Origin of the sequence: Streptomyces sp. 142MFCol3.1 (genome assembly GCF_000424945.1) — a bacterium.
GTDB lineage: Bacteria > Actinomycetota > Actinomycetes > Streptomycetales > Streptomycetaceae > Streptomyces > Streptomyces siamensis.
Window position 1 is genome coordinate 13,639 of the sequence record NZ_AUKV01000019.1, and the last position, 22,009, is coordinate 35,647.

Annotated in this window: 16 protein-coding genes and 1 tRNA gene; 10 read left to right on the top strand and 7 right to left on the bottom strand. The window is 70.2% G+C overall.

Features of this window, described 5'->3' with window-relative positions:
* Window positions 1–108 precede the first annotated feature (108 nt).
* Both H305_RS0126565 and H305_RS0126570 read left to right on the top strand, forming a co-directional pair.
* Window positions 109–2,388 (top strand): FdhF/YdeP family oxidoreductase, encoded by a 2,280-nt coding sequence (locus H305_RS0126565; RefSeq protein WP_028803093.1) that lies wholly within the window; start codon window positions 109–111, stop codon window positions 2,386–2,388.
* A 61-nt stretch (window positions 2,389–2,449) separates the two neighbouring features.
* Window positions 2,450–2,911 carry a PaaI family thioesterase gene (locus H305_RS0126570; RefSeq protein ID WP_028803094.1) on the top strand — a complete coding sequence of 154 codons (462 nt, stop codon included), beginning with the start codon at window positions 2,450–2,452 and terminating at the stop codon, window positions 2,909–2,911.
* Between the two features lie 277 nt (window positions 2,912–3,188).
* On the opposite strand, the gene H305_RS0126575 is transcribed toward H305_RS0126570, so the two are convergent.
* Entirely contained in the window at window positions 3,189–3,731 is a 543-nt protein-coding gene (locus H305_RS0126575) for an RBBP9/YdeN family alpha/beta hydrolase (RefSeq protein ID WP_028803095.1), read from the bottom strand.
* Window positions 3,732–3,959: 228 nt separating this feature from the next.
* Between H305_RS0126575 and H305_RS47150 the strand changes: the two genes are divergently transcribed.
* From H305_RS47150 to H305_RS0126605, 6 genes are all read left to right on the top strand, one after another.
* On the top strand, window positions 3,960–4,622 hold the full coding sequence (locus H305_RS47150) for a hypothetical protein (protein WP_051370997.1): 663 nt from the start codon (window positions 3,960–3,962) through the stop codon (window positions 4,620–4,622).
* Between the two features lie 396 nt (window positions 4,623–5,018).
* On the top strand, window positions 5,019–6,242 hold the full coding sequence (locus H305_RS0126585) for a branched-chain amino acid ABC transporter substrate-binding protein (protein WP_199791461.1): 1,224 nt from the start codon (window positions 5,019–5,021) through the stop codon (window positions 6,240–6,242).
* A 110-nt stretch (window positions 6,243–6,352) separates the two neighbouring features.
* Entirely contained in the window at window positions 6,353–7,285 is a 933-nt protein-coding gene (locus H305_RS0126590) for a branched-chain amino acid ABC transporter permease (protein WP_028803097.1), read from the top strand.
* Between the two features lie 5 nt (window positions 7,286–7,290).
* A complete protein-coding gene (locus H305_RS0126595; RefSeq protein WP_037765485.1) occupies window positions 7,291–9,060 on the top strand; it encodes a branched-chain amino acid ABC transporter permease in 1,770 nt (589 codons plus the stop codon).
* Between the two features lie 5 nt (window positions 9,061–9,065).
* On the top strand, window positions 9,066–9,962 hold the full coding sequence (locus H305_RS0126600; RefSeq protein ID WP_037765489.1) for an ABC transporter ATP-binding protein: 897 nt from the start codon (window positions 9,066–9,068) through the stop codon (window positions 9,960–9,962).
* Window positions 9,959–10,675 (top strand): ABC transporter ATP-binding protein, encoded by a 717-nt coding sequence (locus H305_RS0126605; RefSeq protein WP_028803100.1) that lies wholly within the window; start codon window positions 9,959–9,961, stop codon window positions 10,673–10,675. Before H305_RS0126600 ends, H305_RS0126605 begins: the two co-directional genes overlap by 4 nt.
* A 129-nt stretch (window positions 10,676–10,804) precedes the next feature.
* Here the strand turns inward: H305_RS0126605 and H305_RS0126610 are convergent, their stop codons facing one another.
* On the bottom strand, window positions 10,805–11,461 hold the full coding sequence (locus H305_RS0126610) for an ANTAR domain-containing response regulator (RefSeq protein ID WP_028803101.1): 657 nt from the start codon (window positions 11,459–11,461) through the stop codon (window positions 10,805–10,807).
* A 100-nt stretch (window positions 11,462–11,561) separates the two neighbouring features.
* On the opposite strand from H305_RS0126610, the gene H305_RS0126615 reads away from it, so the two are divergent.
* A tRNA-Leu gene (locus H305_RS0126615) sits at window positions 11,562–11,636 on the top strand.
* A gap of 303 nt (window positions 11,637–11,939) precedes the next feature.
* Here H305_RS0126615 and pyk read toward each other — a convergent pair.
* Window positions 11,940–13,376: a pyruvate kinase gene (pyk, locus tag H305_RS0126620; protein WP_028803102.1), complete on the bottom strand. Its 1,437-nt coding sequence runs from the start codon at window positions 13,374–13,376 to the stop codon at window positions 11,940–11,942.
* A 188-nt stretch (window positions 13,377–13,564) separates the two neighbouring features.
* Complete coding sequence (locus H305_RS0126625) at window positions 13,565–14,287, bottom strand: SIMPL domain-containing protein (protein WP_037765436.1); 723 nt, start codon at window positions 14,285–14,287, stop codon at window positions 13,565–13,567.
* A 138-nt stretch (window positions 14,288–14,425) separates the two neighbouring features.
* Between H305_RS0126625 and H305_RS0126630 the strand changes: the two genes are divergently transcribed.
* Window positions 14,426–16,228, top strand: a complete 1,803-nt coding sequence (locus H305_RS0126630) for a bifunctional metallophosphatase/5'-nucleotidase (RefSeq protein WP_028803104.1) — start codon at window positions 14,426–14,428, stop codon at window positions 16,226–16,228.
* 119 nt (window positions 16,229–16,347) lie between these two features.
* Here the strand turns inward: H305_RS0126630 and H305_RS0126635 are convergent, their stop codons facing one another.
* From H305_RS0126635 to pepN, 3 genes are all read right to left on the bottom strand, one after another.
* Window positions 16,348–17,766, bottom strand: coding sequence for a lysine N(6)-hydroxylase/L-ornithine N(5)-oxygenase family protein (locus H305_RS0126635; protein ID WP_028803105.1), 1,419 nt, complete (start codon window positions 17,764–17,766; stop codon window positions 16,348–16,350).
* Window positions 17,763–19,160: a pyridoxal phosphate-dependent decarboxylase family protein gene (locus H305_RS0126640; RefSeq protein WP_028803106.1), complete on the bottom strand. Its 1,398-nt coding sequence runs from the start codon at window positions 19,158–19,160 to the stop codon at window positions 17,763–17,765. Before H305_RS0126640 ends, H305_RS0126635 begins: the two co-directional genes overlap by 4 nt.
* Window positions 19,161–19,461: 301 nt before the next feature.
* A complete protein-coding gene (gene pepN / locus H305_RS0126645; RefSeq protein ID WP_028803107.1) occupies window positions 19,462–21,951 on the bottom strand; it encodes an aminopeptidase N in 2,490 nt (829 codons plus the stop codon).
* Window positions 21,952–22,009: the final 58 nt, after the last annotated feature.

Sequence of the window (22,009 nt, forward strand, 5' to 3'; positions counted from 1 at the left end):
GGGCCGGACACCGCGGGCCCGGCGGGGGACCTGCCGGCACGACATGCGAGGATTTCGGCCGGGGTACGAGGTGTCGTACAGCTGACTGTGCACGTGAAGGGGTGGGCGATGGCCAGCAAGCCTCCGAAGAGCGATCCGGTCCAGGACGCGCCGCAGGTCGCCGAGCCGAGGCACGCGGCCGCCGGACTGCCCGCGATCGGGCACACCCTGCGCGTCGCGCAGCAGCAGATGGGGGTGCGGCGTACCGCGCTCACCCTCCTCAGGGTCAACCAGAAGGACGGCTTCGACTGTCCGGGCTGCGCGTGGCCCGAGCCCGAGCAACGGCACACGGCGGAGTTCTGCGAGAACGGCGCGAAGGCGGTCGCCGAGGAGGCCACGCTGCGCCGGGTAACCCCCGACTTCTTCGCCGCGCACCCCGTTGCCGATCTAGCGACCCGCAGCGGCTACTGGCTGGGCCAGCAGGGCCGCCTCACCCACCCCATGTATCTGGCGGACGGCGCCGACCGGTACGAACCGGTGACCTGGGAGCGGGCCTTCGACATCGTCGCCGAGGAGATCACCTCGCTCGGCTCACCGGACGAGGCCGTCTTCTACACCTCCGGGCGCACCAGCAACGAGGCCGCTTTCCTGTATCAGCTGTTCGCCCGTGAGCTGGGCACGAACAACCTGCCGGACTGCTCGAACATGTGCCACGAGTCGTCGGGGTCCGCGCTCTCCGAGACCATAGGCATCGGCAAGGGCAGCGTCCTGCTCGACGACCTCCACAAGGCGGATCTGATCATCGTCGCCGGGCAGAACCCCGGCACGAACCACCCCCGGATGCTCTCGGCGCTGGAGAAGGCCAAGGCGAACGGCGCGAAGATCATCACGATCAACCCGCTGCCCGAGGCGGGCCTGGGGCGCTTCAAGAACCCGCAGACCCCCCGGGGGATGCTCAAGGGCGCGGCGCTCACCGACCTGTTCCTGCAGATCCGCCTCGGCGGCGACCAGGCGCTGTTCCGCCTGCTGAACAAGCTGATCCTGGAGACGGACGGTGCCGTCGACGAGGAGTTCGTCCGGGAACACACGCACGGGTACGAGGAGTTCGCCGCGGCCGCCGGCGGGGCGGACTGGGACGAGACGCTCGCCGCGACCGGCCTGACCCGTGAGCGGATCGACGAGGCCCTGCGCATGGTTCTCGCCTCGCGGCGCACCATCGTGTGCTGGGCGATGGGCCTCACCCAGCACAAGCACTCGGTCCCCACCATCCGTGAGGTCGTCAACTTCCTGCTGCTGCGCGGCAACATCGGCCGCCCCGGTGCGGGTGTCTGCCCGGTCCGCGGCCACTCGAACGTGCAGGGCGACCGCACGATGGGCATCTTCGAGCGGCCCGCCCCCGCCTTCCTGGACGCCCTGGAGAAGGAGTTCGGGTTCGCGCCGCCGCGCGAGCACGGTTTCGACGTCGTACGCGCGATCCGGGCCCTGCGGGACGGCGAGGCGAAGGTGTTCTTCGCGATGGGCGGCAACTTCGTCGCGGCCTCCCCCGACACGGACGTGACGGAGGCGGCGATGCGCCGTGCCCGGCTGACGGTGCACGTGTCGACGAAGCTGAACCGTTCGCACGTGGTCACGGGCGCGCGTGCGCTGATCCTGCCCACCCTCGGCCGCACGGAGCGCGATCTCCAGGGCGGCGGCGAGCAGTTCGTGACCGTCGAGGACTCCATGGGCATGGTGCACGCCTCGCGCGGCCGGCTGGAGCCCGCGAGCCGGCGGCTGCTGTCGGAGCCGGCCATCGTGTGCCGGCTGGCCCGCCGGGTGCTGGGCGAGCGCAGCGCCACCCCCTGGGAGGAGTTCGAGAAGGACTACGCGGCGATCCGCGACCGCATCGCGCGCGTCGTCCCCGGCTTCGAGGACTTCAACGCGCGCGTGGCGCGCCCCGGGGGTTTCGCCCTCCCGCACGCCCCGCGCGACGAGCGCCGCTTCCCCACGGCCACCGGCAAGGCCAACTTCACGGCAGCGCCCGTCGAGTACCCGCAGATCCCCGAGGGCCGTCTGCTGCTCCAGACCCTGCGCTCGCACGATCAGTACAACACGACCATCTATGGCCTGGATGACCGATATCGGGGCATAAAGAACGGTCGTCGCGTGGTGCTGGTGAACCCCGAGGACGCCCGGGAGCTGAAGCTCGCCGACGGTTCGTACGTGGATCTCGTCGGCGAGTGGAAGGACGGCGTGGAGCGGCGCGCGCCCGGCTTCCGCGTCGTGCACTATCCGACGGCGCGGGGCTGCGCGGCGGCGTACTACCCGGAGACCAACGTCCTCGTCCCGTTGGACGCCACCGCGGACACCAGCAACACCCCTGCCAGCAAGTCCGTCGTCGTCCGTCTGGAACAATCGGCGACCGACTGAGCGTTTGCTCAGACACAGTGATCCACGACGACGTGATCCACGACGAACGGAGCCGGGCCCGATGGGCGAACAGCACCCCGTGAAGTTCCCGCAAGAGGTCATCGACGAGTACGCCGCCCTGGGCGTCGACCTGCCCGCGCTGTTCTCCGCGGGCCACCTCGGCACCCGGATGGGCGTGCAGATCGTCGAGGCCTCCGCGGACCGGGTCGTGGGCACCATGCCGGTAGAGGGCAACACCCAGCCCTACGGTCTGCTGCACGGGGGCGCCTCCGCCGTCCTCGCCGAGACCATCGGCTCCGTCGGCGCGATGCTGCACGGCGGCAGCTCCAAGATCGCCGTGGGCGTCGACCTGAACTGCACGCATCACCGCGGGGTGCGCTCCGGCCTGGTCACGGGCGTGGCCACGCCCGTGCACCGGGGCCGCACGTCGGCGACGTACGAGATCGCCATCACGGACGAGGACGGCAAGCGCGTCTGCAGCGCGCGGCTCACCTGCGTCCTCAAGGACGCGCCCGGCCTCTGACTTCCGGCGGCGCCCCTCGCCCGACGACGGACCAGGGGCGCGCACCCTCTTCCTGGCGCAGGCCCGGCAGGGCCCGTTCCTGGCGCGTGCCCGGCCGGGCCTGCGGCGCGCCGTCTCCTTGCGCGCCTCTCCCCACCGGCGGGCGCGCCCCTTCTCGCAGCGCGCGGGGCGCCGCACCGGAGCGCGCCGACGGCGCACGCCGCTGGAGCGGCGGTGGAGCGGATGAGTCAGGTGGAGCGGATCAGCCCGATCGAGCCGATCGGCCCGGCGAAGCGGATCAGCCCGGGAAGCGCTCGGTGAACAGGAACCAGCCCTCCGGCCAGTCACCCAGCCCCGACTCCGCGTTGATGTGCCCCTTGGGACCGACGTTCACCAGCGGGGCGCCCAGTCGCCCGGCGGCCGCCACGGCGTACTCCATGGATCCGTAGGGATCATCCTCACTGGCGACGAGCACGGCCGGGAAGGGCAGCGGCTCGTGCCGGGGAGCGTCGAAGCCGACCGCATCCGCGGGGAACCCGGGACCGCGCGGATCGGGCATGGCGACCAGGAACGCCCCGACGACGTCCTCGTCGGCGTGGTCGACGGCCCACTCGGCCAGCACCGAACAGCCGAGGCTGTGGGCGACGAGCACCTTCGGCCCCGCGATCGAGCGGAGCGCGCAGTCCAGGTCGCGCACCCACCCGTCGCGGTCGGGCTCGTCCCACGCGTCGTGCTCCACCCAGACGCTGCCGGGGAGCCGACCGCGCCACAGGGACTGCCAGTGCTCCGGCCCGGAGTTGCCGATGCCCGCGAGGAACACACAGGTCGCCGACCGTTCCATGCCCGCCTCTCGTGTGCGCGGGACCCGGCCGGCGTTCCCCCGCCGACATCCTTGTGCGGAGACGGGGCTCGGCGCCCGGTCCGTCCGGCTCGTCCGCCGTTATAGCAACCCGGGGCGATCAAGGGCCATTGCCGCCCGCATGCCGAGACGGCTCGGTGGCGCATGCGGCCAACCCCTGCTGCCGCGGGGCCCATTGGCGGAGTCACCGGCTCCGGCTTAGCGTGAGACATGACCGGCATCGGGCCCGTCGAGCCGTACCACCCCGATGACCCCGACGGCCCCCACCAGGACCCGCCACCCGACCTCCTGTGGTCGAACTCCTCGCGCGCCCGGGCCCGTTGGGATGCCCTGCCGCGCTCCCGGCAGCGTCTCGCCCGGGCCCTGCTGGTCGCCGCGACCCTCACCGGCGCCTTCTTCCTGCTGCGCCCCGGACCGGCCACACGGGCCACCCCGAATCCGTACCCCTGGCCGGCAGGCGTCACGAACGTGTACTACAAGGGCCGGGGCCCGGCGCCCGCCACCTTCCGCTTCGAGGTCGACGTCTCGCGCGGCAGCCCGGTCACCGTCCATCAAGTGGGCGCAGGACTGCCGGAGTTGGGGGCCACCACGACGCCCGGCCTGCCACTGACAGTGAAGGCGGGCTCGCCCCGGCTGATCACGGTGCGCATCTCCGTATACAGGTGCGACGCGCTCCCGCCGGCCCTCGACCTCCCGCACCTCGACCTGCTCCTCAGCAACAGGACCGCTCGGCAACAGCAGAGCTTTCTCTTCGGCGGCGCCTACCCACGAGACCTGTGGGCCGACCTGCACGCCGCCTGCTTCCCCAATCCCAGCTCGCCCGCGCCCACTTCGTCCCACCGGGACACCCGCCGCGACCTCACACGTCGGTAACAGTGGGTTACCTCTGCCGTAATGAAGCAATGGTCCGGCCGCGGCCGTGTCCGGATCTCGCCCCACGGAAGGCGGCTGCCACCCGCCGGGTCGGCCGGGTCCGGCCGACGTCATGAACCGGAACAGGGCGTTCTCAGCATGCGAACACACGGTGCCCCCGGACCGCGGCGCCCAAATAGTCCGATCGTCCGGCCCGCGCCCACCGGGACAGCCCCCGCATAACAAGAGCGTCACAGCCTTCCCCGCGCTCCTCCCCATGCCCCCTACCTGCGCTTAGAGTCACGGCCAGTCACCGCGCCGCCGGGCGCGTCTGCTGCACGGCCTGTTTCACCCAGTACGGCCCGGCGAGACTCACGGCCCCCACCTTGGGGTGCCGCGCCAGGGAGAGGAATCAACGTGCGACACCGTTCTTTGGTCATACTCACCTCCGTGCTCACCACCGGAGCACTCACGCTGACCGCCTGCGGCTCGCGCGACGACGGCGGGGACAGCAAGGACAGCGGCAAGAAGACCGAGATCATCATCGGCGTCGACGCGCCGCTGACCGGCCAGAACTCGGCCACCGGCCTCGGTATCCAGGGCGGCGTCCAGATCGCCGTCAACGACGCCAACAAGAACAACACCGTTCCCGGCGTGACCTTCAAGGTCCAGGCGCTCGACGACAAGGCGATCCCGGCCCAGGGCCAGTCGAACGCCACCCAGCTCGTCCAGAACGACAAGGTCCTCGGCGTCGTCGGCCCGCTCAACTCCGGTGTCGCCACGCAGATGCAGCAGGTCTTCGCCACGGCCAACCTGGTCGAGATCTCGCCGTCCAACACGGCTCCCGAGCTGACCCAGGGCAAGAACTGGCAGACGTCGAAGTCGCGCCCGTTCAAGACGTACTTCCGCACCGCCACCACCGACGCCCTCCAGGGCGGTTTCGCGGCCGACTACGCCTACAACACGCTGAAGAAGCGCAAGGTGTTCGTCGTCGACGACAAGCAGACCTACGGTGCCGGCCTCGCCAAGCTGTTCAAGGCGGGCTTCACCAAGTCGGGCGGCAAGGTCGCGGGCGAGGACCACGTCAACACGGGCGACACGGACTTCTCGGCCCTCGTCACCAAGATCAAGAAGTCGAAGGCCGACCTCGTGTACTACGGCGGCCAGTACGACGAGTCGGAGAAGCTCACCAAGCAGCTCAAGGACGGCGGAGCCAAGATCCCGCTGTTCGGTGGTGACGGCATGTTCACCCCGACCTACATCGAGACCGCCGGCAAGACGTCCGAGGGCGACCTCGTGACCTCCGTCGGCCAGCCCGTCGACTCGCTGCCCTCCGCCGCCGAGTTCATCAAGAAGTACAAGGCCTCCGGCCTCAAGGGCGACTACGGCACCTACGGCGGCTACTCCTACGACGCCGCGACCGCCATCATCAAGGCGATCGGCAATGTCGTGAAGGACGGCAAGGTCCCGGACGACGCTCGCGCCAAGATCGTCGCCGAGGTCCAGAAGACCAAGTTCGACGGCATCGCCGGCCCCGTCTCCTTCGACGAGTTCGGTGACACCACGAACAAGCAGCTCACCGTCTACCAGGTCGTCGACGGCAAGTGGAAGGCCGTCAAGAGCGGCACGTTCAACGGCTGATCCACACTGCCGCTAGCACCATCCAAGGGCCGCGCGGCCAGACCACCCGTCACCGCGCGGCCCGCTTCATACGCCCTGCTCAACTCTCCCCACCACATGGAGGCCATGCGGTGAACACCCTGCCGCAGCAGCTGGCCAACGGGCTGTTCCTCGGCTCGATGTACGGGCTGATCGCCATCGGCTACACGATGGTGTACGGCATCGTCCAGCTCATCAACTTCGCCCACGGCGAGATCTTCATGACCGGCGGCTTCGGCGCGCTCACGGTCTACCTGTATGTCCTGCCCGACGGCACCACCATGTGGATAGCCCTCCCAGCGATGCTGATAGGCGGCGGCCTCGTCTCCGTCCTCATCGCCGTCGGGGCGGAACGCTTCGCCTACCGACCACTGCGCGGAGCACCACGCCTCGCACCGCTCATCACCGCCATCGGTCTCTCACTGGCGCTCCAGCAGGTCGTCTTCAACGGGTACCCGAACGCCAAGAACGACCTCAAGTTCCCCCAGCTCCCCTTCGGGCCCTGGCACATCGGCTCCGTCAGCATCCAGAGCGGCTCCTTCTTCGTCATCGTCGCCGCCCCGATCTGCATGGCCGCCCTCGCCTTCTTCGTCCGTCTGTCGCGCACCGGCCGTGCCATGCAGGCCACCGCGCAGGACCCGGACACCGCGCAGCTGATGGGCATCGACACGAACCGCATCATCGTGATCGCCTTCGCCATCGGCGGCTTCTTCGCCGCGGTCGCGGCCGTCGCGTACGGCCTGCGCTACGGCACCATCAAGTACGACATGGGCTTCCAGATGGGCCTGAAGGCCTTCACCGCGGCCGTCCTCGGCGGCATCGGCAACATCTACGGCGCCATGATCGGCGGTCTCGTCCTCGGCCTCGCCGAGACCCTGGCCACCTCCTACATCGACGGCATCCCGGGCATGCAGCAGCTCGGCGGCGGCGGCTGGTCCTCCGTCTGGGCCTTCGTCCTCCTCATCCTCGTCTTGCTGTTCAGGCCACAAGGCCTGGTCGGCGAACGCGTCGCGGACAGGGCGTGAGCACCATGGCATCCACCGACACCACGGCCCCGGAGCGCGGGCTGATCGCACTGCCGCCGGCCGTCGCCCGCGTCCTCGTCGCGGTCGGCGCCGTCGCCACCATCGCCAGTACGTTCATGTCCTGGACGTACACGGACGAATTCCCCGGGGACCTCACGTACTACGGCTCCCCGGCCGGTCTCCAGATCCTCGACCTCGTCGCCGGCGCCGTCACCGTGCTCTTCGCGCTGACCCTGTGGAACGTGCGGGGCCTCGGCTGGCTCAACCCGGCGGGCGCCACCCAGCCCGTCGTCCTCGCGTCCTGCTCCGCCTTCGCGGTCAGCTGGTTCAGCGCCATCGCCATCGCCGTGGACCTCAAGGGCCTGGTCGCCCTGGACCCCGGCGCCTACATCGCCGCCGTCGGTTCCCTGATCGCGGTCCTCGGAGCGCTCGCGCTGCCCAAGCCGGGCGACACCTTCAAGGACTACGTCACCAAGCCGGAGAACATCCCGCCGGCCGCCAAGCTCCCGGTCTGGGGCGAGCGCCTCGTCATCACCGGCGCCACCGCCGCGGCACTGATCATCTTCTCCTACGGCGTCGGTGTCGACCCGGAGGCAAGCGAAACGTTCCTCGGCTATCTGCTGCTGGTCGTCTTCGGCGTCTGGGCGCTGATGACCGCGGGCCTCTTCGACCGGTTCGCCGCCCTCAACTCCCGACACAAGGGCTTCGCCACCTCGATGGCGTTCCTGGCCGCGGCGCTGTTCCCCTTCGTCGAGAACAACGAGCACAACTCGAACCTCGGCGTGAACATCCTCGTCGTCGCCACGGTCGCCCTCGGTCTCAACATCGTCGTCGGCCTCACCGGTCTCCTCGACCTCGGATACGTCGCCTTCCTCGGTGTCGGCGCCTACGCCGCGGCCCTCGTCTCCGGCTCGGAGTTCTCCCGCTTCTCCGGCGTCCAGTTCCCCTTCTGGGCCGCGATGCTGACGGGCATGGCCGCGTCGCTCGTCTTCGGTGTCCTCATCGGAGCCCCGACCCTGCGCCTGCGCGGTGACTACCTCGCCATCGTGACCCTCGGCTTCGGAGAGATCTTCCGCATCTCCGTCAACAACATGGACGGTTCCTCCGGGCCCAACCTCACCAACGGCCCCAACGGCATCTCCATGATCCCGGACCTCAATGTCTTCGGGTTCAACTTCGGCAGCAGCCACGACGTCGTCGGGGTCACCCTCGGCCGGTTCGCGAACTACTTCCTGCTGATGCTGATCATCACGGCTATCGTGGTCGTCGTCTTCAACCGCGCCGCCGACTCCCGTATCGGCCGCTCGTGGATCGCCATCCGCGAGGACGAGACCGCCGCCACCGCCATGGGCATCAACGGCTTCCGCGTCAAGCTCATCGCCTTCGCGCTGGGCGCCTCGCTCGCCGGCCTCGCCGGCACCGTCAGCGCCCACGTCGGCTACAGCGTCAACCCGGCCCCGTACCAGTTCGCCGGCTCGGTGCCGCCCAACTCCGCCTTCCTGCTCGCCGCGGTCGTCCTCGGCGGCATGGGCACCGTCAACGGCCCGATCCTGGGCGCCTCGCTGCTCTACCTCCTCCCCGAGAAGCTCGGCTTCCTGAAGGAGTACCAGCTCCTCGCCTTCGGCCTCGCGCTCATCATCCTGATGCGCTTCCGCCCCGAGGGCATCGTGGCCAACCGCCGCCGTCAGCTCGAATTCCACGACACCGGCCAGCTCGACATTCCGGAGCAGGCCCTGCCCGACACCACCGTCGGCGTCACGAAGGCAGGGGCGTGACCCACATGACCACCACCACAGCCCCCACCCCGGTGCTCGAAGCCAGCGGCGTCACCATGCGCTTCGGCGGTCTCACCGCCGTCCGCAGCGTCGACCTCACGGTCAACTCGGGTGAGATCGTCGGCCTCATCGGACCCAACGGCGCGGGAAAGACCACCTTCTTCAACTGCCTGACGGGCCTCTACGTCCCCACCGAGGGCAAGGTCGCCTACAAGGGCAAGGTCCTCCCGCCCAAGCCCCACCTGGTCACCAGCGCGGGCATCGCCCGTACGTTCCAGAACATCCGGCTGTTCGCCAACATGACCGTTCTGGAGAACGTGCTCGTGGGCCGGCACACCCGGACGAAGGAAGGACTCTGGTCCGCGCTCCTGCGCGGTCCGGGCTTCCGCAAGGCCGAGGCCGCGTCCCGTGAACGCGCCATGGAGCTGCTGGAGTTCATCGGCCTCGACCACAAGGCCGACCACCTCTCCCGCAACCTCCCCTACGGCGAGCAGCGCAAGCTGGAGATCGCCCGCGCCATGGCGAGCGACCCGGGCCTGCTGCTCCTCGACGAGCCGACCGCGGGTATGAACCCGCAGGAGACGCGGGCGACGGAAGAACTCGTCTTCGCCATCCGTGACCGGGGCATCGCCGTGCTCGTCATCGAGCACGACATGCGCTTCATCTTCAACCTGAGCGACCGCGTCGCCTGTCTCGTCCAGGGCGAGAAGCTCGTCGAGGGCACGTCGGAGGTCGTCCAGGGCGACGAGCGCGTCATCGCCGCCTACCTCGGTACGCCGTTCGAGGGCGCCCCCGGCGAGGAGGAGGCCGCGGAGGTCGAGGCCGCCGAAGCCGGAGCCGCCGAGGCCGCCGAGGCCGCCGAGGCGTCGAGCAGCACCAGCAAGGAAGGAACCGCCCAGTGACCGCACTGCTGGAGGTCGAGGACCTCAAGGTCGCCTACGGCAAGATCGAGGCCGTCAAGGGCATCTCCTTCACCGTCGAAGCCGGTCAGATCGTCACCCTCATCGGCACCAACGGCGCCGGTAAGACGACGACTCTGCGCACCCTGTCCGGGCTCCTCAAGCCCAGCGGCGGGCGCATCCTCTTCGACGGTCAGCCCCTCGCCAACGTCCCCGCTCACAAGATCGTCGCCCTCGGACTCGCCCATTCCCCCGAGGGCCGGCACATCTTCCCTCGTCTGACCATCGCGGAGAACCTCCAGCTCGGAGCGTTCCTGCGGAGCGACAAGGCGGGCATCGAGAAGGACATCCAGCGGGCCTACGATCTGTTCCCCATCCTGGGCGAGCGGCGCAAGCAGGCCGCGGGAACCCTCTCGGGCGGTGAGCAGCAGATGCTGGCGATGGGCCGGGCTCTGATGTCCCAGCCCAAGCTGCTCATGCTGGACGAGCCGTCCATGGGCCTCTCGCCGATCATGATGCAGAAGATCATGTCGACGATCGCCGAGCTGAAGGCCGCCGGCACGACGATCCTGCTCGTCGAGCAGAACGCCCAGGCGGCGCTCTCGCTCGCCGACCAGGGGCACGTCATGGAGGTCGGCAGCATCGTCCTCTCCGGCACCGGTCAGGACCTGCTGCACGACGAGTCCGTGCGGAAGGCGTACCTGGGCGAGGACTGAGGCATCCCGCCCGGCACGTCCCCGGACGCGCGAAGAGGCCCGCACCCCTCGGAGTGCGGGCCTCTCGCATGCCCTCGGTACGGGCTCCGCCGGCCGCCGCCGCCGCGCCGGCCGCGGCGGCGCGGCGGACTAGCCCTTCGCGGCCTTCTTCTCCGCGGCGTCCTGGATGACCGCCTCGGCGACCTGCTGCATGGACATCCGACGGTCCATGGACGTCTTCTGGATCCACCGGAAGGCGGCCGGCTCCGTCAGCCCGTACTCCGTCTGCAGAACGGACTTGGCCCGGTCGACGAGCTTGCGCGTCTCCAGCCGCTGGGTGAGATCCTCGATCTCCTTTTCCAGCGCCTTCAGCTCGGTGAAGCGCGACACCGCCATCTCGATGGCGGGCACCACGTCGCTCTTGCTGAAGGGCTTGACCAGGTACGCCATCGCGCCGGCGTCACGGGCCCGCTCGACGAGGTCGCGCTGCGAGAACGCGGTCAGCATGAGGACGGGGGCGATGCTCTCCTCGGCGATCTTCTCCGCCGCGGAGATCCCGTCCAGCTTGGGCATCTTCACGTCGAGGATCACGAGGTCCGGCTTGTGCTCGCGGGCCAGCTCGACGGCCTGCTCACCGTCGCCCGCCTCGCCCACGACGGTGTAGCCCTCCTCCTCCAGCATCTCTTTGAGGTCGAGTCGGATCAGTGCCTCGTCCTCAGCGATGACGACACGGGTCGTCAGCGGAGGCACGTGCGACTTGTCGTCGTCGGGCGCGTCTACGGGCTGGGGCGACTCGGGGGCGGTCACGGGGGCTCCTCGTTCAGGGCGCGGGTACTGCTCCCAAGAGCCTACCCAGCTGCGGTATGGTGGTCAGGCAGCGGGTCGGGGTAAACCTTCGATTCAGCGGGCCCCGGTAGCCCAATTGGCAGCAGGCAATGGATTCAAAACCCATACAGTGTCGGTTCGAGTCCGACCCGGGGCACTTTTCTTTCGATTCCAAGATCGGCATCCAATAGTGGATGTTTCCTTTCCCTTGAACGTCCTGAACGTGCTGAACGTCCGCGCCTTTTGCGCGCGTCGCACACGATCGGTTCCCCGGCGCATTCGCCCCGGGCGCCAGAACATGACAGCCCCGCGCCTCCGTCCGTGAACCGGGCTGTCCACGCGTACCCGTTGGGGCTCCGTCCCGTGCTGCGACAGCACCGCGCATCACCACCCGGCCGTGACGTCGTGGCACGCCGAGGGCCCCTCCGGACGATTCCGCAGGGGCCCGTCGCCGTACCGTCTACTTGGGGCTGTCGTCCTCACCGATGTGGTGCACCCGGACCAGGTTGGTCGAACCGGAGACCCCGGGCGGCGATCCCGCCGTGATCACGACGATGTCGCCCTTCTCGCAACGGCCGTACTTCAGGAGCAACTCGTCCACCTGTTCCACCATGGCGTCGGTGGAGCCGACGTGCGGGCCTAGGAATGTCTCCACGCCCCAGGTGAGGTTCAGCTGGGAGCGGGTCGCCTGGACCGGGGTGAAGGCCAGCAGCGGGATCGGCGAACGGTAGCGGGACAGACGGCGGGCCGTGTCCCCGGACTGGGTGAAGGCGACGAGGAACCGGGCACCCAGGAAGTCGCCCATCTCGGCGGCGGCGCGCGCCACGGCACCGCCCTGGGTGCGGGGCTTGTTGCGCTCGGTCAGCGGCGGGAGCCCCTTGGCGAGGATGTCCTCCTCCGCCGCCTCCACGATGCGCGCCATGGTGCGTACGGTCTCGACGGGGTACTTGCCGACGCTCGTCTCGCCGGACAGCATCACCGCGTCCGTGCCGTCGATGACGGCGTTGGCGACGTCGGAGGCCTCCGCGCGGGTGGGCCGGGAGTTGTCGATCATGGAGTCGAGCATCTGGGTGGCGACGATGACCGGCTTGGCGTTCCGCTTGGCCAGCTTGACGGCGCGCTTCTGCACGATCGGCACCTGTTCCAGCGGCATTTCGACGCCGAGGTCGCCGCGCGCGACCATGATGCCGTCGAACGCGGCGACGATGTCGTCGATGTTCTCGACGGCCTGGGGCTTCTCGATCTTGGCGATCACCGGGAGGCGGCGGCCCTCCTCGTCCATGATCCGGTGGACGTCCTCGATGTCCTTGCCGCTGCGGACGAACGACAGGGCGATGACGTCGAATCCGGAGCGCAGGGCCCAGCGCAGGTCCGCCTCGTCCTTCTCGGAGAGGGCGGGGACGGAGACGGCGACACCGGGGAGGTTGAGGCCCTTGTGGTCGGAGACCATGCCGCCCTCGACGACCGTGGTGTGCACGCGGGGGCCGTCGACGGCCGTGACCTCCAGGCAGACCTTGCCGTCGTCGACGAGGATGCGCTCACCGGGCGTGACGTCGGAGGCAAGACCCTCGTAGGTCGTACCGCAGGTCTGGCGGTCACCCTCGAAGCCGTCCTCGACGGTGATGGTGAAGCCGTCTCCGCGTTCAAGGAGTACGGGACCTTCGCTGAAGCGGCCGAGTCGGATCTTCGGGCCTTGAAGGTCGGCGAGGATGCCGACGCTGCGGCCGGTCTCGTCGGAGGCCTTCCGCACGTGCTGGTAACGCTCCTCGTGCTCGGCATAGGTGCCGTGACTGAGGTTGAAGCGGGCTACGTCCATTCCGGCATCGACCAGTGCCTTGATCTGGTCGTACGAGTCGGTGGCGGGGCCCAAAGTACAAACGATCTTTGCTCGGCGCATGATTCGAGCCTAGGCCTTACCGGCGGGTAGAGAATTGGTCGCGTGTGACTACTCAACAACGCTTACGTGAAGCGTTATTGACAAGTGTTGAATTGTGCGCCAGGGCGCTCCGATGAGCATTCGGAAGCGCCCCGGAGCAATTCGAGGGGTCCTTCGCCCCTCTATTCGAAATACCGGACATTCGGCGTTCACAACCGCGGCGGCGCCATCGTGAAGCGGGCGTCGACCTGGGCGTAGACGTGCTGGCGCTGCGGTTCGAGGTCGAGGGGCGCGGCTTCCTCGTCCGCGGCCGCGGCGTACACGGACCGGGAGCGCGCTGCGCCGGCGAGACCGTACGGCTGGACGTTCTCCGCGCCGATGTCCGCCAGTTCCACCAGGGCCGTAAGGGTGGTGCCGAGGGCCTCCGCGTACTCGCGGGCGCGTTGCACGGCCTCGCGGACCGCCTGCTGCCTGGCCCTGCGGTGTTCGGGCGAATCCGGGCGCAGGGCCCACCAGGGGCCGTCGACACGGGTGATCTGGAGGTCCGCCAGTCGCGTGGTGAGCTCGCCGAGCGCGGTGAAGTCGGTGAGTTCGGCGTCGATCCGGACATGGCCGACGTAGGCGTGGACGCGTTCGCCGCGGCCGTGCCGGGTCAGTTCCGGGGTGATGGAGAACCCGCCGGTCTCCACGCGCTCGACGGCGTCTCCGTAGGACTTCACCAGGGCGAGTGCGGCGGCGTTGCGGCGGGTGAGGTCGGCAAGTGCCTCCTGCCTGTCCTTGCCGCGCGCGGCGACGGTGACGCCGATCCGGGCGATCTCCGGGTCGACCTCCAGATGGGCCTCGCCGCGCACGGCGATGCGCGGGGACTCGGGCGTCCCGTACGGGACGGCGAGTTGGGGTTCTTCCGGGGCGGAGTCTGCATTGGGGGCCATACGTCCCACTCTGTCACCGGGACGGCCGGTTGTGGCGCCCACAGGTCATCAGAAAGAAACCTCACGGACCTGTTGCCGCCGTGGCGCGTGGGCCAGAATCTACGCGCGTCGTCGACCCATTTCCTAGGAGCCACAGACATGCCGTTGAACCGCAGGAAGTTCCTCAAGAAGTCCGCCGTGACGGGTGCGGGCGTCGCGCTCGCCGGCGCGGCGGCGGCTCCGGCGGCGCAGGCCGCCGAGGCCAAGGGCGGCAAGAAGCCCAAGCGGTACTCCCTGACGGTGATGGGCACGACGGACCTGCACGGCCACGTCTTCAACTGGGACTACTTCAAGGACGCGGAGTACAAGGACGCGGCGGGCAACGCCCAGGGTCTGTCCCGGATCTCGACGCTGGTGAACCAGATCCGCGAGGAGAAGGGCCGCTGCAACACGCTCCTCCTCGACGCGGGCGACACCATTCAGGGCACCCCGCTGACCTACTACTACGCGAAGGTCGACCCGATCACCGCCAAGGGCGGTCCGGTGCATCCGATGGCGCAGGCGATGAACGCGATCGGCTACGACGCGGCGGCCCTCGGCAACCACGAGTTCAACTACGGCATCGAGACGCTGCGGAAGTTCGAGTCGCAGTGCCACTTCCCGCTGCTCGGCGCCAACGCGCTCGACGCGAAGACCCACAAGCCCGCCTTCCCGCCGTACTTCATCAAGACGTTCCACGTGCCGGGTGCCGCGCCGGTGAAGGTGGCCGTGCTCGGTCTGACGAACCCGGGCATCGCGATCTGGGACAAGGCCTACGTACAGGGCAAGCTGACGTTCCCGGGGCTCGAGGAGCAGGCGGCCAAGTGGGTGCCGAAGCTGCGTTCCATGGGCGCGGACGTCGTCGTCGTGTCGGCGCACTCCGGTTCCTCCGGCACCTCCTCGTACGGTGACCAGCTGCCCTACGTCGAGAACTCGGCGGCCCTGGTGGCCCAGCAGGTGCCGGGCATCGACGCGATCCTCGTCGGCCACGCGCACGTGGAGATCCCCGAGCTGAAGGTCACCAACACGGCCACCGGGAAGACGGTCGTCCTGTCGGAGCCTCTGGCCTTCGCCGAGCGGCTGTCCGTGTTCGACATCGAGCTGGTCTTCGAGAAGGGCAGGTGGCAGGTCGAGTCGGTGGCGTCGTCGGTCCGCAACTCGAACTCGGTCGCCGACGACCCGAAGATCACCAAGCTGCTGAAGGACGAGCACGCGGCGGTCGTGGAGTACGTCAACCAGGTGGTCGGCACGGCGACCGACACCCTGACGACGGTCGAGGCGCGCTACAAGGACGCCCCGATCATCGATTTGATCACCAAGGTGCAGGAGGACGTGGTCAAGGCGGCGCTGGCGGGCACCTCGTACGCCTCGCTGCCCGTGATCGCGCAGGCCTCGCCGTTCTCGCGGACCTCGGAGATCCCGGCCGGCGACGTGACCATCCGCGACCTGTCGAGCCTGTACGTGTACGACAACACGCTGGTCGCCAAGGTGATGACGGGCGCTCAGATCCGGGCGTACCTGGAGTACTCGGCGGAGTACTTCGTGCAGACCCCGGCCGACGCGCCGGTCGATGTGGAGAAGCTCACCAACGCGAACAACCGCCCCGACTACAACTACGACTACGTGTCGGGACTCCAGTACGACATCGACGTCGCGCAGGCGGCCGGTTCGCGCATCAAGAACCTGACCTGCAACGGCGCCCCGCTGGACGACGCCCAGCAGTTCGTGCTCGCCGTGAACAACTACCGCGCGAACGGCGGCGGCGCCTTCCCGCACGTCGCGTCGGCCACCGAGGTGTGGTCGGAGTCGACGGAGATCCGCACGCGGATCTCCGAGTGGGTGACCGCCAAGGGCACGCTGGACCCGAAGGAGTTCGCCTCCGTGGACTGGAAGCTGACGCGGAACGGCACGCCCGTCTTCTAGCCCACGAAGCCTGTCCTTACGTCCGGGTGGCCTGTTCCCGGGCTCCCTGCGGGACCGACGGCGTCGGCGCGGACTCCGCGCCGACGCCGTCGGCGTTCCGGCGGGCGCGCGCCGGCTCCCTACCGCCTGTCGACGAGCGGGGTGAGCGTCAGTTCGTCCCGGCGCGCGCCCGGGACCTGCTGCTGCTCGAGTCCGAACGTGGTGAAGGCGGTGCGACCGGGCAACGGGTAGGGATCCTTGCCGGTGAGGGAGTTGAGGATGGTGGCGCTGCGCCAGGCGGCGAGACCGAGATCGGGCGCACCGACGCCGTGGGTGTGGAGTTCGGCGTTCTGGACGTACAGCCGGCCCGTGACGGAGGGGTCGAGGACGAGGCGGAAGTGGTCGTCGATCCGGGGGCGCCCGGCGACGTCACGGCACAGGTAGGGGTCGAGCCCGGCGAGGATGCGGCCGAGGGGGCGCTCGCGGTAGCCGGTGGCGAGGACGACGGCGTCGGTGGTGAGCCGCGAACGGGCGCCCTGCTGCACGTGTTCCAGGTGGAGTTCGATCTTGGTGGTGGCGACGCGTCCCGCGGTGCGCACGGTCACGGCGGGGGTGAGGACCGCGTCGGGCCAGCCGCCGTGCAGGGTGCGGCGGTAGAGCTCGTCGTGGATGGCGGCGATGGTGTCGGCGTCGATGCCCTTGTGGAGCTGCCACTGCGCGGCGACGAGCCGGTCGCGGACCGGTTCGGTCAGGGCGTGGAAGTAGCGGGTGTAGTCGGGCGTGAAGTGTTCCAGGCCGAGCTTGGAGTACTCCATGGGCGCGAACGCCTCGGTACGGGCCAGCCAGTGGATCTTCTCGCGTCCCGCGGGGCGGTTGCGCAGCAGGTCGAGGAAGACCTCGGCTCCGGACTGTCCCGCGCCGACCACGGTGATGTGCTCGGCGGTGAGGAACCGCTCCCGGTGCTGGAGGTAGTCCGCGGCGTGGATGACGGGCACGCCGGGTGCTTCGGCCAGGGGTCTGAGGGGGTCGGGGATGTGCGGGGCGGTACCGACGCCGAGCACGATGTTGCGCGTGTACGAGCGGCCCAGCGTCTCGGCCTCCCCGTCGGCGTCGAGCCGGCTGAAGTCGACCTCGAAGAGGGCGCGTTCGGGTTCCCAGCGCACGGCGTCGACCTGGTGGCCGAAGTGCAGTCCGGGGATGCTGTCGGCGACCCACCGGCAGTAGGCGTCGTACTCGGCGCGCTGGATGTGGAAGCGCTCGGCGAAGTAGAAGGGGAAGAGCCGGTCGCGGTCCTTGAGGTAGTTGAGGAACGACCAGGGGTTCGCCGGGTCGGCGAGGGTCACCAGGTCCGCCAGGAAGGGGACTTGCAGGGTGGCACCGTCGATGAGCAGGCCGGGGTGCCAGTCGAAGCCGGGGCGCTGTTCGTAGAAGACGGTGTCGAGTTCGGCCAGGGGGTGGGCGAGCGCGGCGAGGGAGAGGTTGAAGGGGCCGATGCCGATGCCCACCAGGTCGCGGGGTGCTTCGGCGCCGGCACGTGGGGGGTTGGGCGTCTGGCTCATCGTGGTGTGTGTCCTTCCACCAGTTTCAGGAGGGTGGCCAGGTCACCCGGCCGGGTGTGGGGGTTGAGGAGGGTGACCTTGAGCCAGAGGCGGCCGTCGAGAGCGGCGCGGCCGAGGACGGTGCGGCCCTCGTGCAGGAGGGTGCGGCGCACCGCGGCGACGGCGGCGTCGGGGGCGCCCGCGGGCCGGAACAGGACAGTGCTGATGACCGGCCGGTCGTAGAGCTCGAAGCCGGGATGTGCGGCTATCAGGTCGGCCAGCTCGGCGGCCTGCGCGCAGACCTGGTCGACGAGCGCGCCGAGGCCGGCCCGTCCCAGTGCGGCGAGGGTGACGGCGATCTTGAGGATGTCGGGGCGCCGGGTGGTGCGCAGGGAACGGCCGAGGAGGTCGGGAAGGCCGGCCTCGGTGTCGTCGTCGGCGTTCAGGTAGTCGGCGCTGTGCTGCAGGACGGCGAGGTCGCTCGCGTTCCGTACGGCGAGGAGTCCCGCGGCCACGGGCTGCCAGCCCAGTTTGTGCAGGTCGAGGGTGACGGTGTCGGCACGGTGGAGCCCGTCGAGCCGCGCGCGGTGCCGGTCGCTGAAGAGGAGGCCTCCGCCGTAGGCCGCGTCGATGTGGAGGCGGGCGCCGTGCGCCGCGCACAGGTCGGCGATGTCGGCCAGCGGGTCGAGGAGTCCGGCGTCGGTGGTGCCGGCGGTGGCGGCCACGAGGAGGGAGCCGCGAGGGCCGGGGAGTTCGGTGAGCGCCTCGTCGAGGGCGGCCGGGTCCATCGTGCCGGCCGGGGCGGGGACGACGACCGGCTCGGGCAGGCCGAGCAGCCAGGCGGCGCGGTGCAGGGAGTGGTGGGCGTTGGCGCCGCAGACCAGCCGCACGCCCCCGCGGGCCCCGCGGGCCTCGCGGGCGAGGAGGAGGGCGAGTTGGTTGGACTCGGTGCCGCCGGTGGTGACGAGGGCGTCGGCCCGTCCCTGGGGCTCGTCGGCGCCGGCGTAGACCTCCGCGGCCAGGGCCGCGGCGACGAGGGCCTCGAGCGCGGAGGCGGCCGGCGCCTGGTCCCAGGAGTCCAGGGACGGGTTGAGGACGGCGGCAGCCAGGTCGGCGGCGACCGCGACGGCGAGGGGCGGGCAGTGCAGGTGGGCGGCGCACAGCGGGTCGGCGGGGTCGGCCGCGCCCGCCGCCAGGGCGCGCACCAGCACGCGCAGGGCGTCCTCGCGCCCCTCCCGGGGCAGCACCTCGCCCACCGCGTCGCGCACATGCCGCGCGACCGCCTCCGGGCCCCCGGCGGGCAGCGGGCCCCCGCGGGCCGCCGCGCCCTCGCCCAGGGCGTCGAGGACGGTGTCGAGCAGTGGCCGCAGAGCGCCGGGACCTTCGGGACCTGAGGCGAGGGGCGGCGTGCTCATGGGGTGTCCTCCGGTGGGCGCGCGGCGGGGCGATTCCCAGGGTGTACGCGTTTCGGGTCGGCGCGCCCGTATGGGACAACGATCCGACCCGAAAGGGGGTACTGCCGTGCGGAGGAAATGTGTCGGGGCGGCCGGGGTGCTACGCGACGCGGTCCGCCCGCGGGCCCTGCGCGCTCCACCGCCCCGGTCCGCCCGGTGCTCGGCGCTCCTCAGGTGCCGGACGGGCCGGGGAGCGGCACGGCCGGCGCCCGGGGACGAGACGTCCGTGCCCGCCCTCGGGGCGGGCACGGATTTCCCGGGATCATGCCTCGCGGACCCGCAGCGCCCGTGCGAGATCGTCGAGTTGGTCCGCGAGCTTGCGCCGCAGCGCCGGAATGGGCTCGGCGTCCCGCAGACATGCCTCGCCCAGCGCCAGCGTCCGGTCGGAGATCGCGTGCACGGGGAACGCCCAGCGCCCCGCCGCCTCGGCGATCGCGGGACCGCGGCGCGCGGCGACGGCCACCGCGTCGGGCCAGTACCGCTCGACGTACTCCCTTACGAGCTCGGCCTGTTCGGGCTGCCAGAAGCCCTGGGCGGTGGCGGTGAACAGGTAGTTGGACAGGTCGTCGGTGGTGAACATCTCCTCCCACGCCCTGCGCTTGGCCTCCGGGTCGGGCAGCGCGGCCCGGCAGCGGGCGGCGCCCTCCTGGCCGGTGGCACTCGGGTCCTGGACGAGTTCGGCGTCGATGACGGCGTCGTCGACGGCACCGAGCACGGCGAGCCGGCCGAGGATGCGCCAGCGCAGCTCCGGGTCGAGCTCCGGGCCGCCGGGCACGGTGCCCTCGGAGAACCAGGCACTGATGGTGTCGGGGTGGGCCGCGACGTCGATGAAGTGGCGTACGGCGGTCAGGCGCAGCCCCGGGTGGGACCCGTCCTCCGTGCGGCGGATCAGGTCGCGGCACAGGTCGGTGAGGGTGGCGAGCGCGGCGGGCCGCTCCTCGGCGGACACGAACCGGTCGGCGACCTGGGCGGTCGCGAACGACAGGACCCCCTGGACGAGGGCGAGGTCCGTCTCGTGCGGGAGGTGGCCGCGGGCGGCCTCGACGTAGGCCATGGCGGGCAGTTCGCCGTCGCGCACGGCGTCCCGCAGGGCGTTCCACACGACCGCGCGGGTGAGCGGGTCGGGCAGGCCCGACAGCGAGCCGCGCACGGCCCGGAACGACTCGGCGTCGAAGCGGACCTTGGCGTACGAGAGGTCCCCGTCGTTCAGGAGGAGCAGGGCCGGCCGCTTGCCGATGGCCACCGGCTCGGCCTGCGGCACGTCCAGTTCGAGGCGCTCGCGCAGGGTGAGGCGGCCCCCGTCGGACAGGTCCGGGTCGTAGAGGCCGACGGCGATGCGGTGCGGGCGGCTGCCGCGGTGCTCGACGGTCAGGGTGTGGCCGCCGTCGGCCGCCGCGGTGATCGTGGGGACGAGGGTGTCGACGCCGGTGGTGCGCAGCCAGGAGTCGGCCCAGGCGTGCACGTCGCGCTCGGTGGCGGAGGCGAGGTTGTCGATGAAGTCGGCGAGGGTGGCGTTGCCGAACTTGTGGCGGGCGAAGTGGGTGTTGATGCCGGCGAGGAAGTCCTTCTCGCCGAGCCAGGCCACCAGTTGGCGCAGGGCGGAGGCGCCCTTGGCGTAGGAGATGCCGTCGAAGTTGAGCATGGCGGACGCGGTGTCGGGGACGGCGTCCGGGTCGGGGGCGACGGGGTGGGTGGAGGGGCGCTGGTCCGCGTCGTAGCCCCAGGACTTGCGGGCGACACCGAAATCGGTCCAGGTGTCGGTGAAGCGGGTGGCCTCGGTGAGGGTCTGGTAGCCCATGTACTCGGCGAAGGACTCGTTCAGCCAGATGTCGTCCCACCAGCGCAGGGTGACCAGGTCGCCGAACCACATGTGGGCCATCTCGTGGGCGATGACCATGGCGCGGGTCTGCCGCTCGGTGTCGGTGACGGCGGAGCGGTAGACGAATTCGTCGCGGAAGGTGACGAGCCCGGGGTTCTCCATGGCACCGGCGTTGAACTCGGGGACGAACGCCTGGTCGTAGGAGTCGAAGGGGTAGGGCTCGTCGAACTTCTCGTGGTAGCGGTCGAAGCAGGCGCGGGTGACGTCGAGGATCTCGTCCGCGTCGGCGTCCAGGTACGGGGCGAGGGAGCGCCGGCAGTGGATGCCGAAGGGAAGGCCGCGGTGCTCGGTGCGCACGGAGTGCCAGGGGCCCGCGGCGACGGCGACGAGGTAGGTGGAGACCAGCGGCGTGGGGGCGGCCGTCCAGCGGCCGTTGCCGAGGTGCTCGGTGACGCCGTTGGCGAGGACGGTCCAGCCCTCGGGGGCGGTGACGGAGAGCTCGAAGACGGCCTTCAGGTCGGGCTGGTCGAAGGCGGCGAAGACGCGCTGGACGTCCTCCATGAACAGCTGGGTGTAGACGTAGGTCTCGCCGTCGGTGGGGTCGGTGAAGCGGTGCATGCCCTCGCCGGTGCGGGAGTAGCGCATGACGGCGTCGACGCGCAGCTCGTGCTCGCCCGCGGTCAGGCCTTCGAGGGGCAGGCGGTTCTCGGCCAGGGTCTCCGGGGCGAGGGACTGCCCGTCGAGGGTGACGGAGCGCAGCTCGGCGGGCTTCAGCTCGACGAAGGTGTCCGCGTCGGTGCGGGCGGTGAACCGGATGACGGTCCGGGAATCGAAGGTCTCGTCCCCGCGGGTCAGGTCGAGTTCGATCCCGTAGTGGTGGACGTCGAGGAGCTTGGCACGGGTCTGCGCTTCATCGCGCGTCAGTACGGACATGAGGACATGCTGCCTGATGGCTCCGACAGGGCACAGAGGTGGTCCGGTACGCGGCATA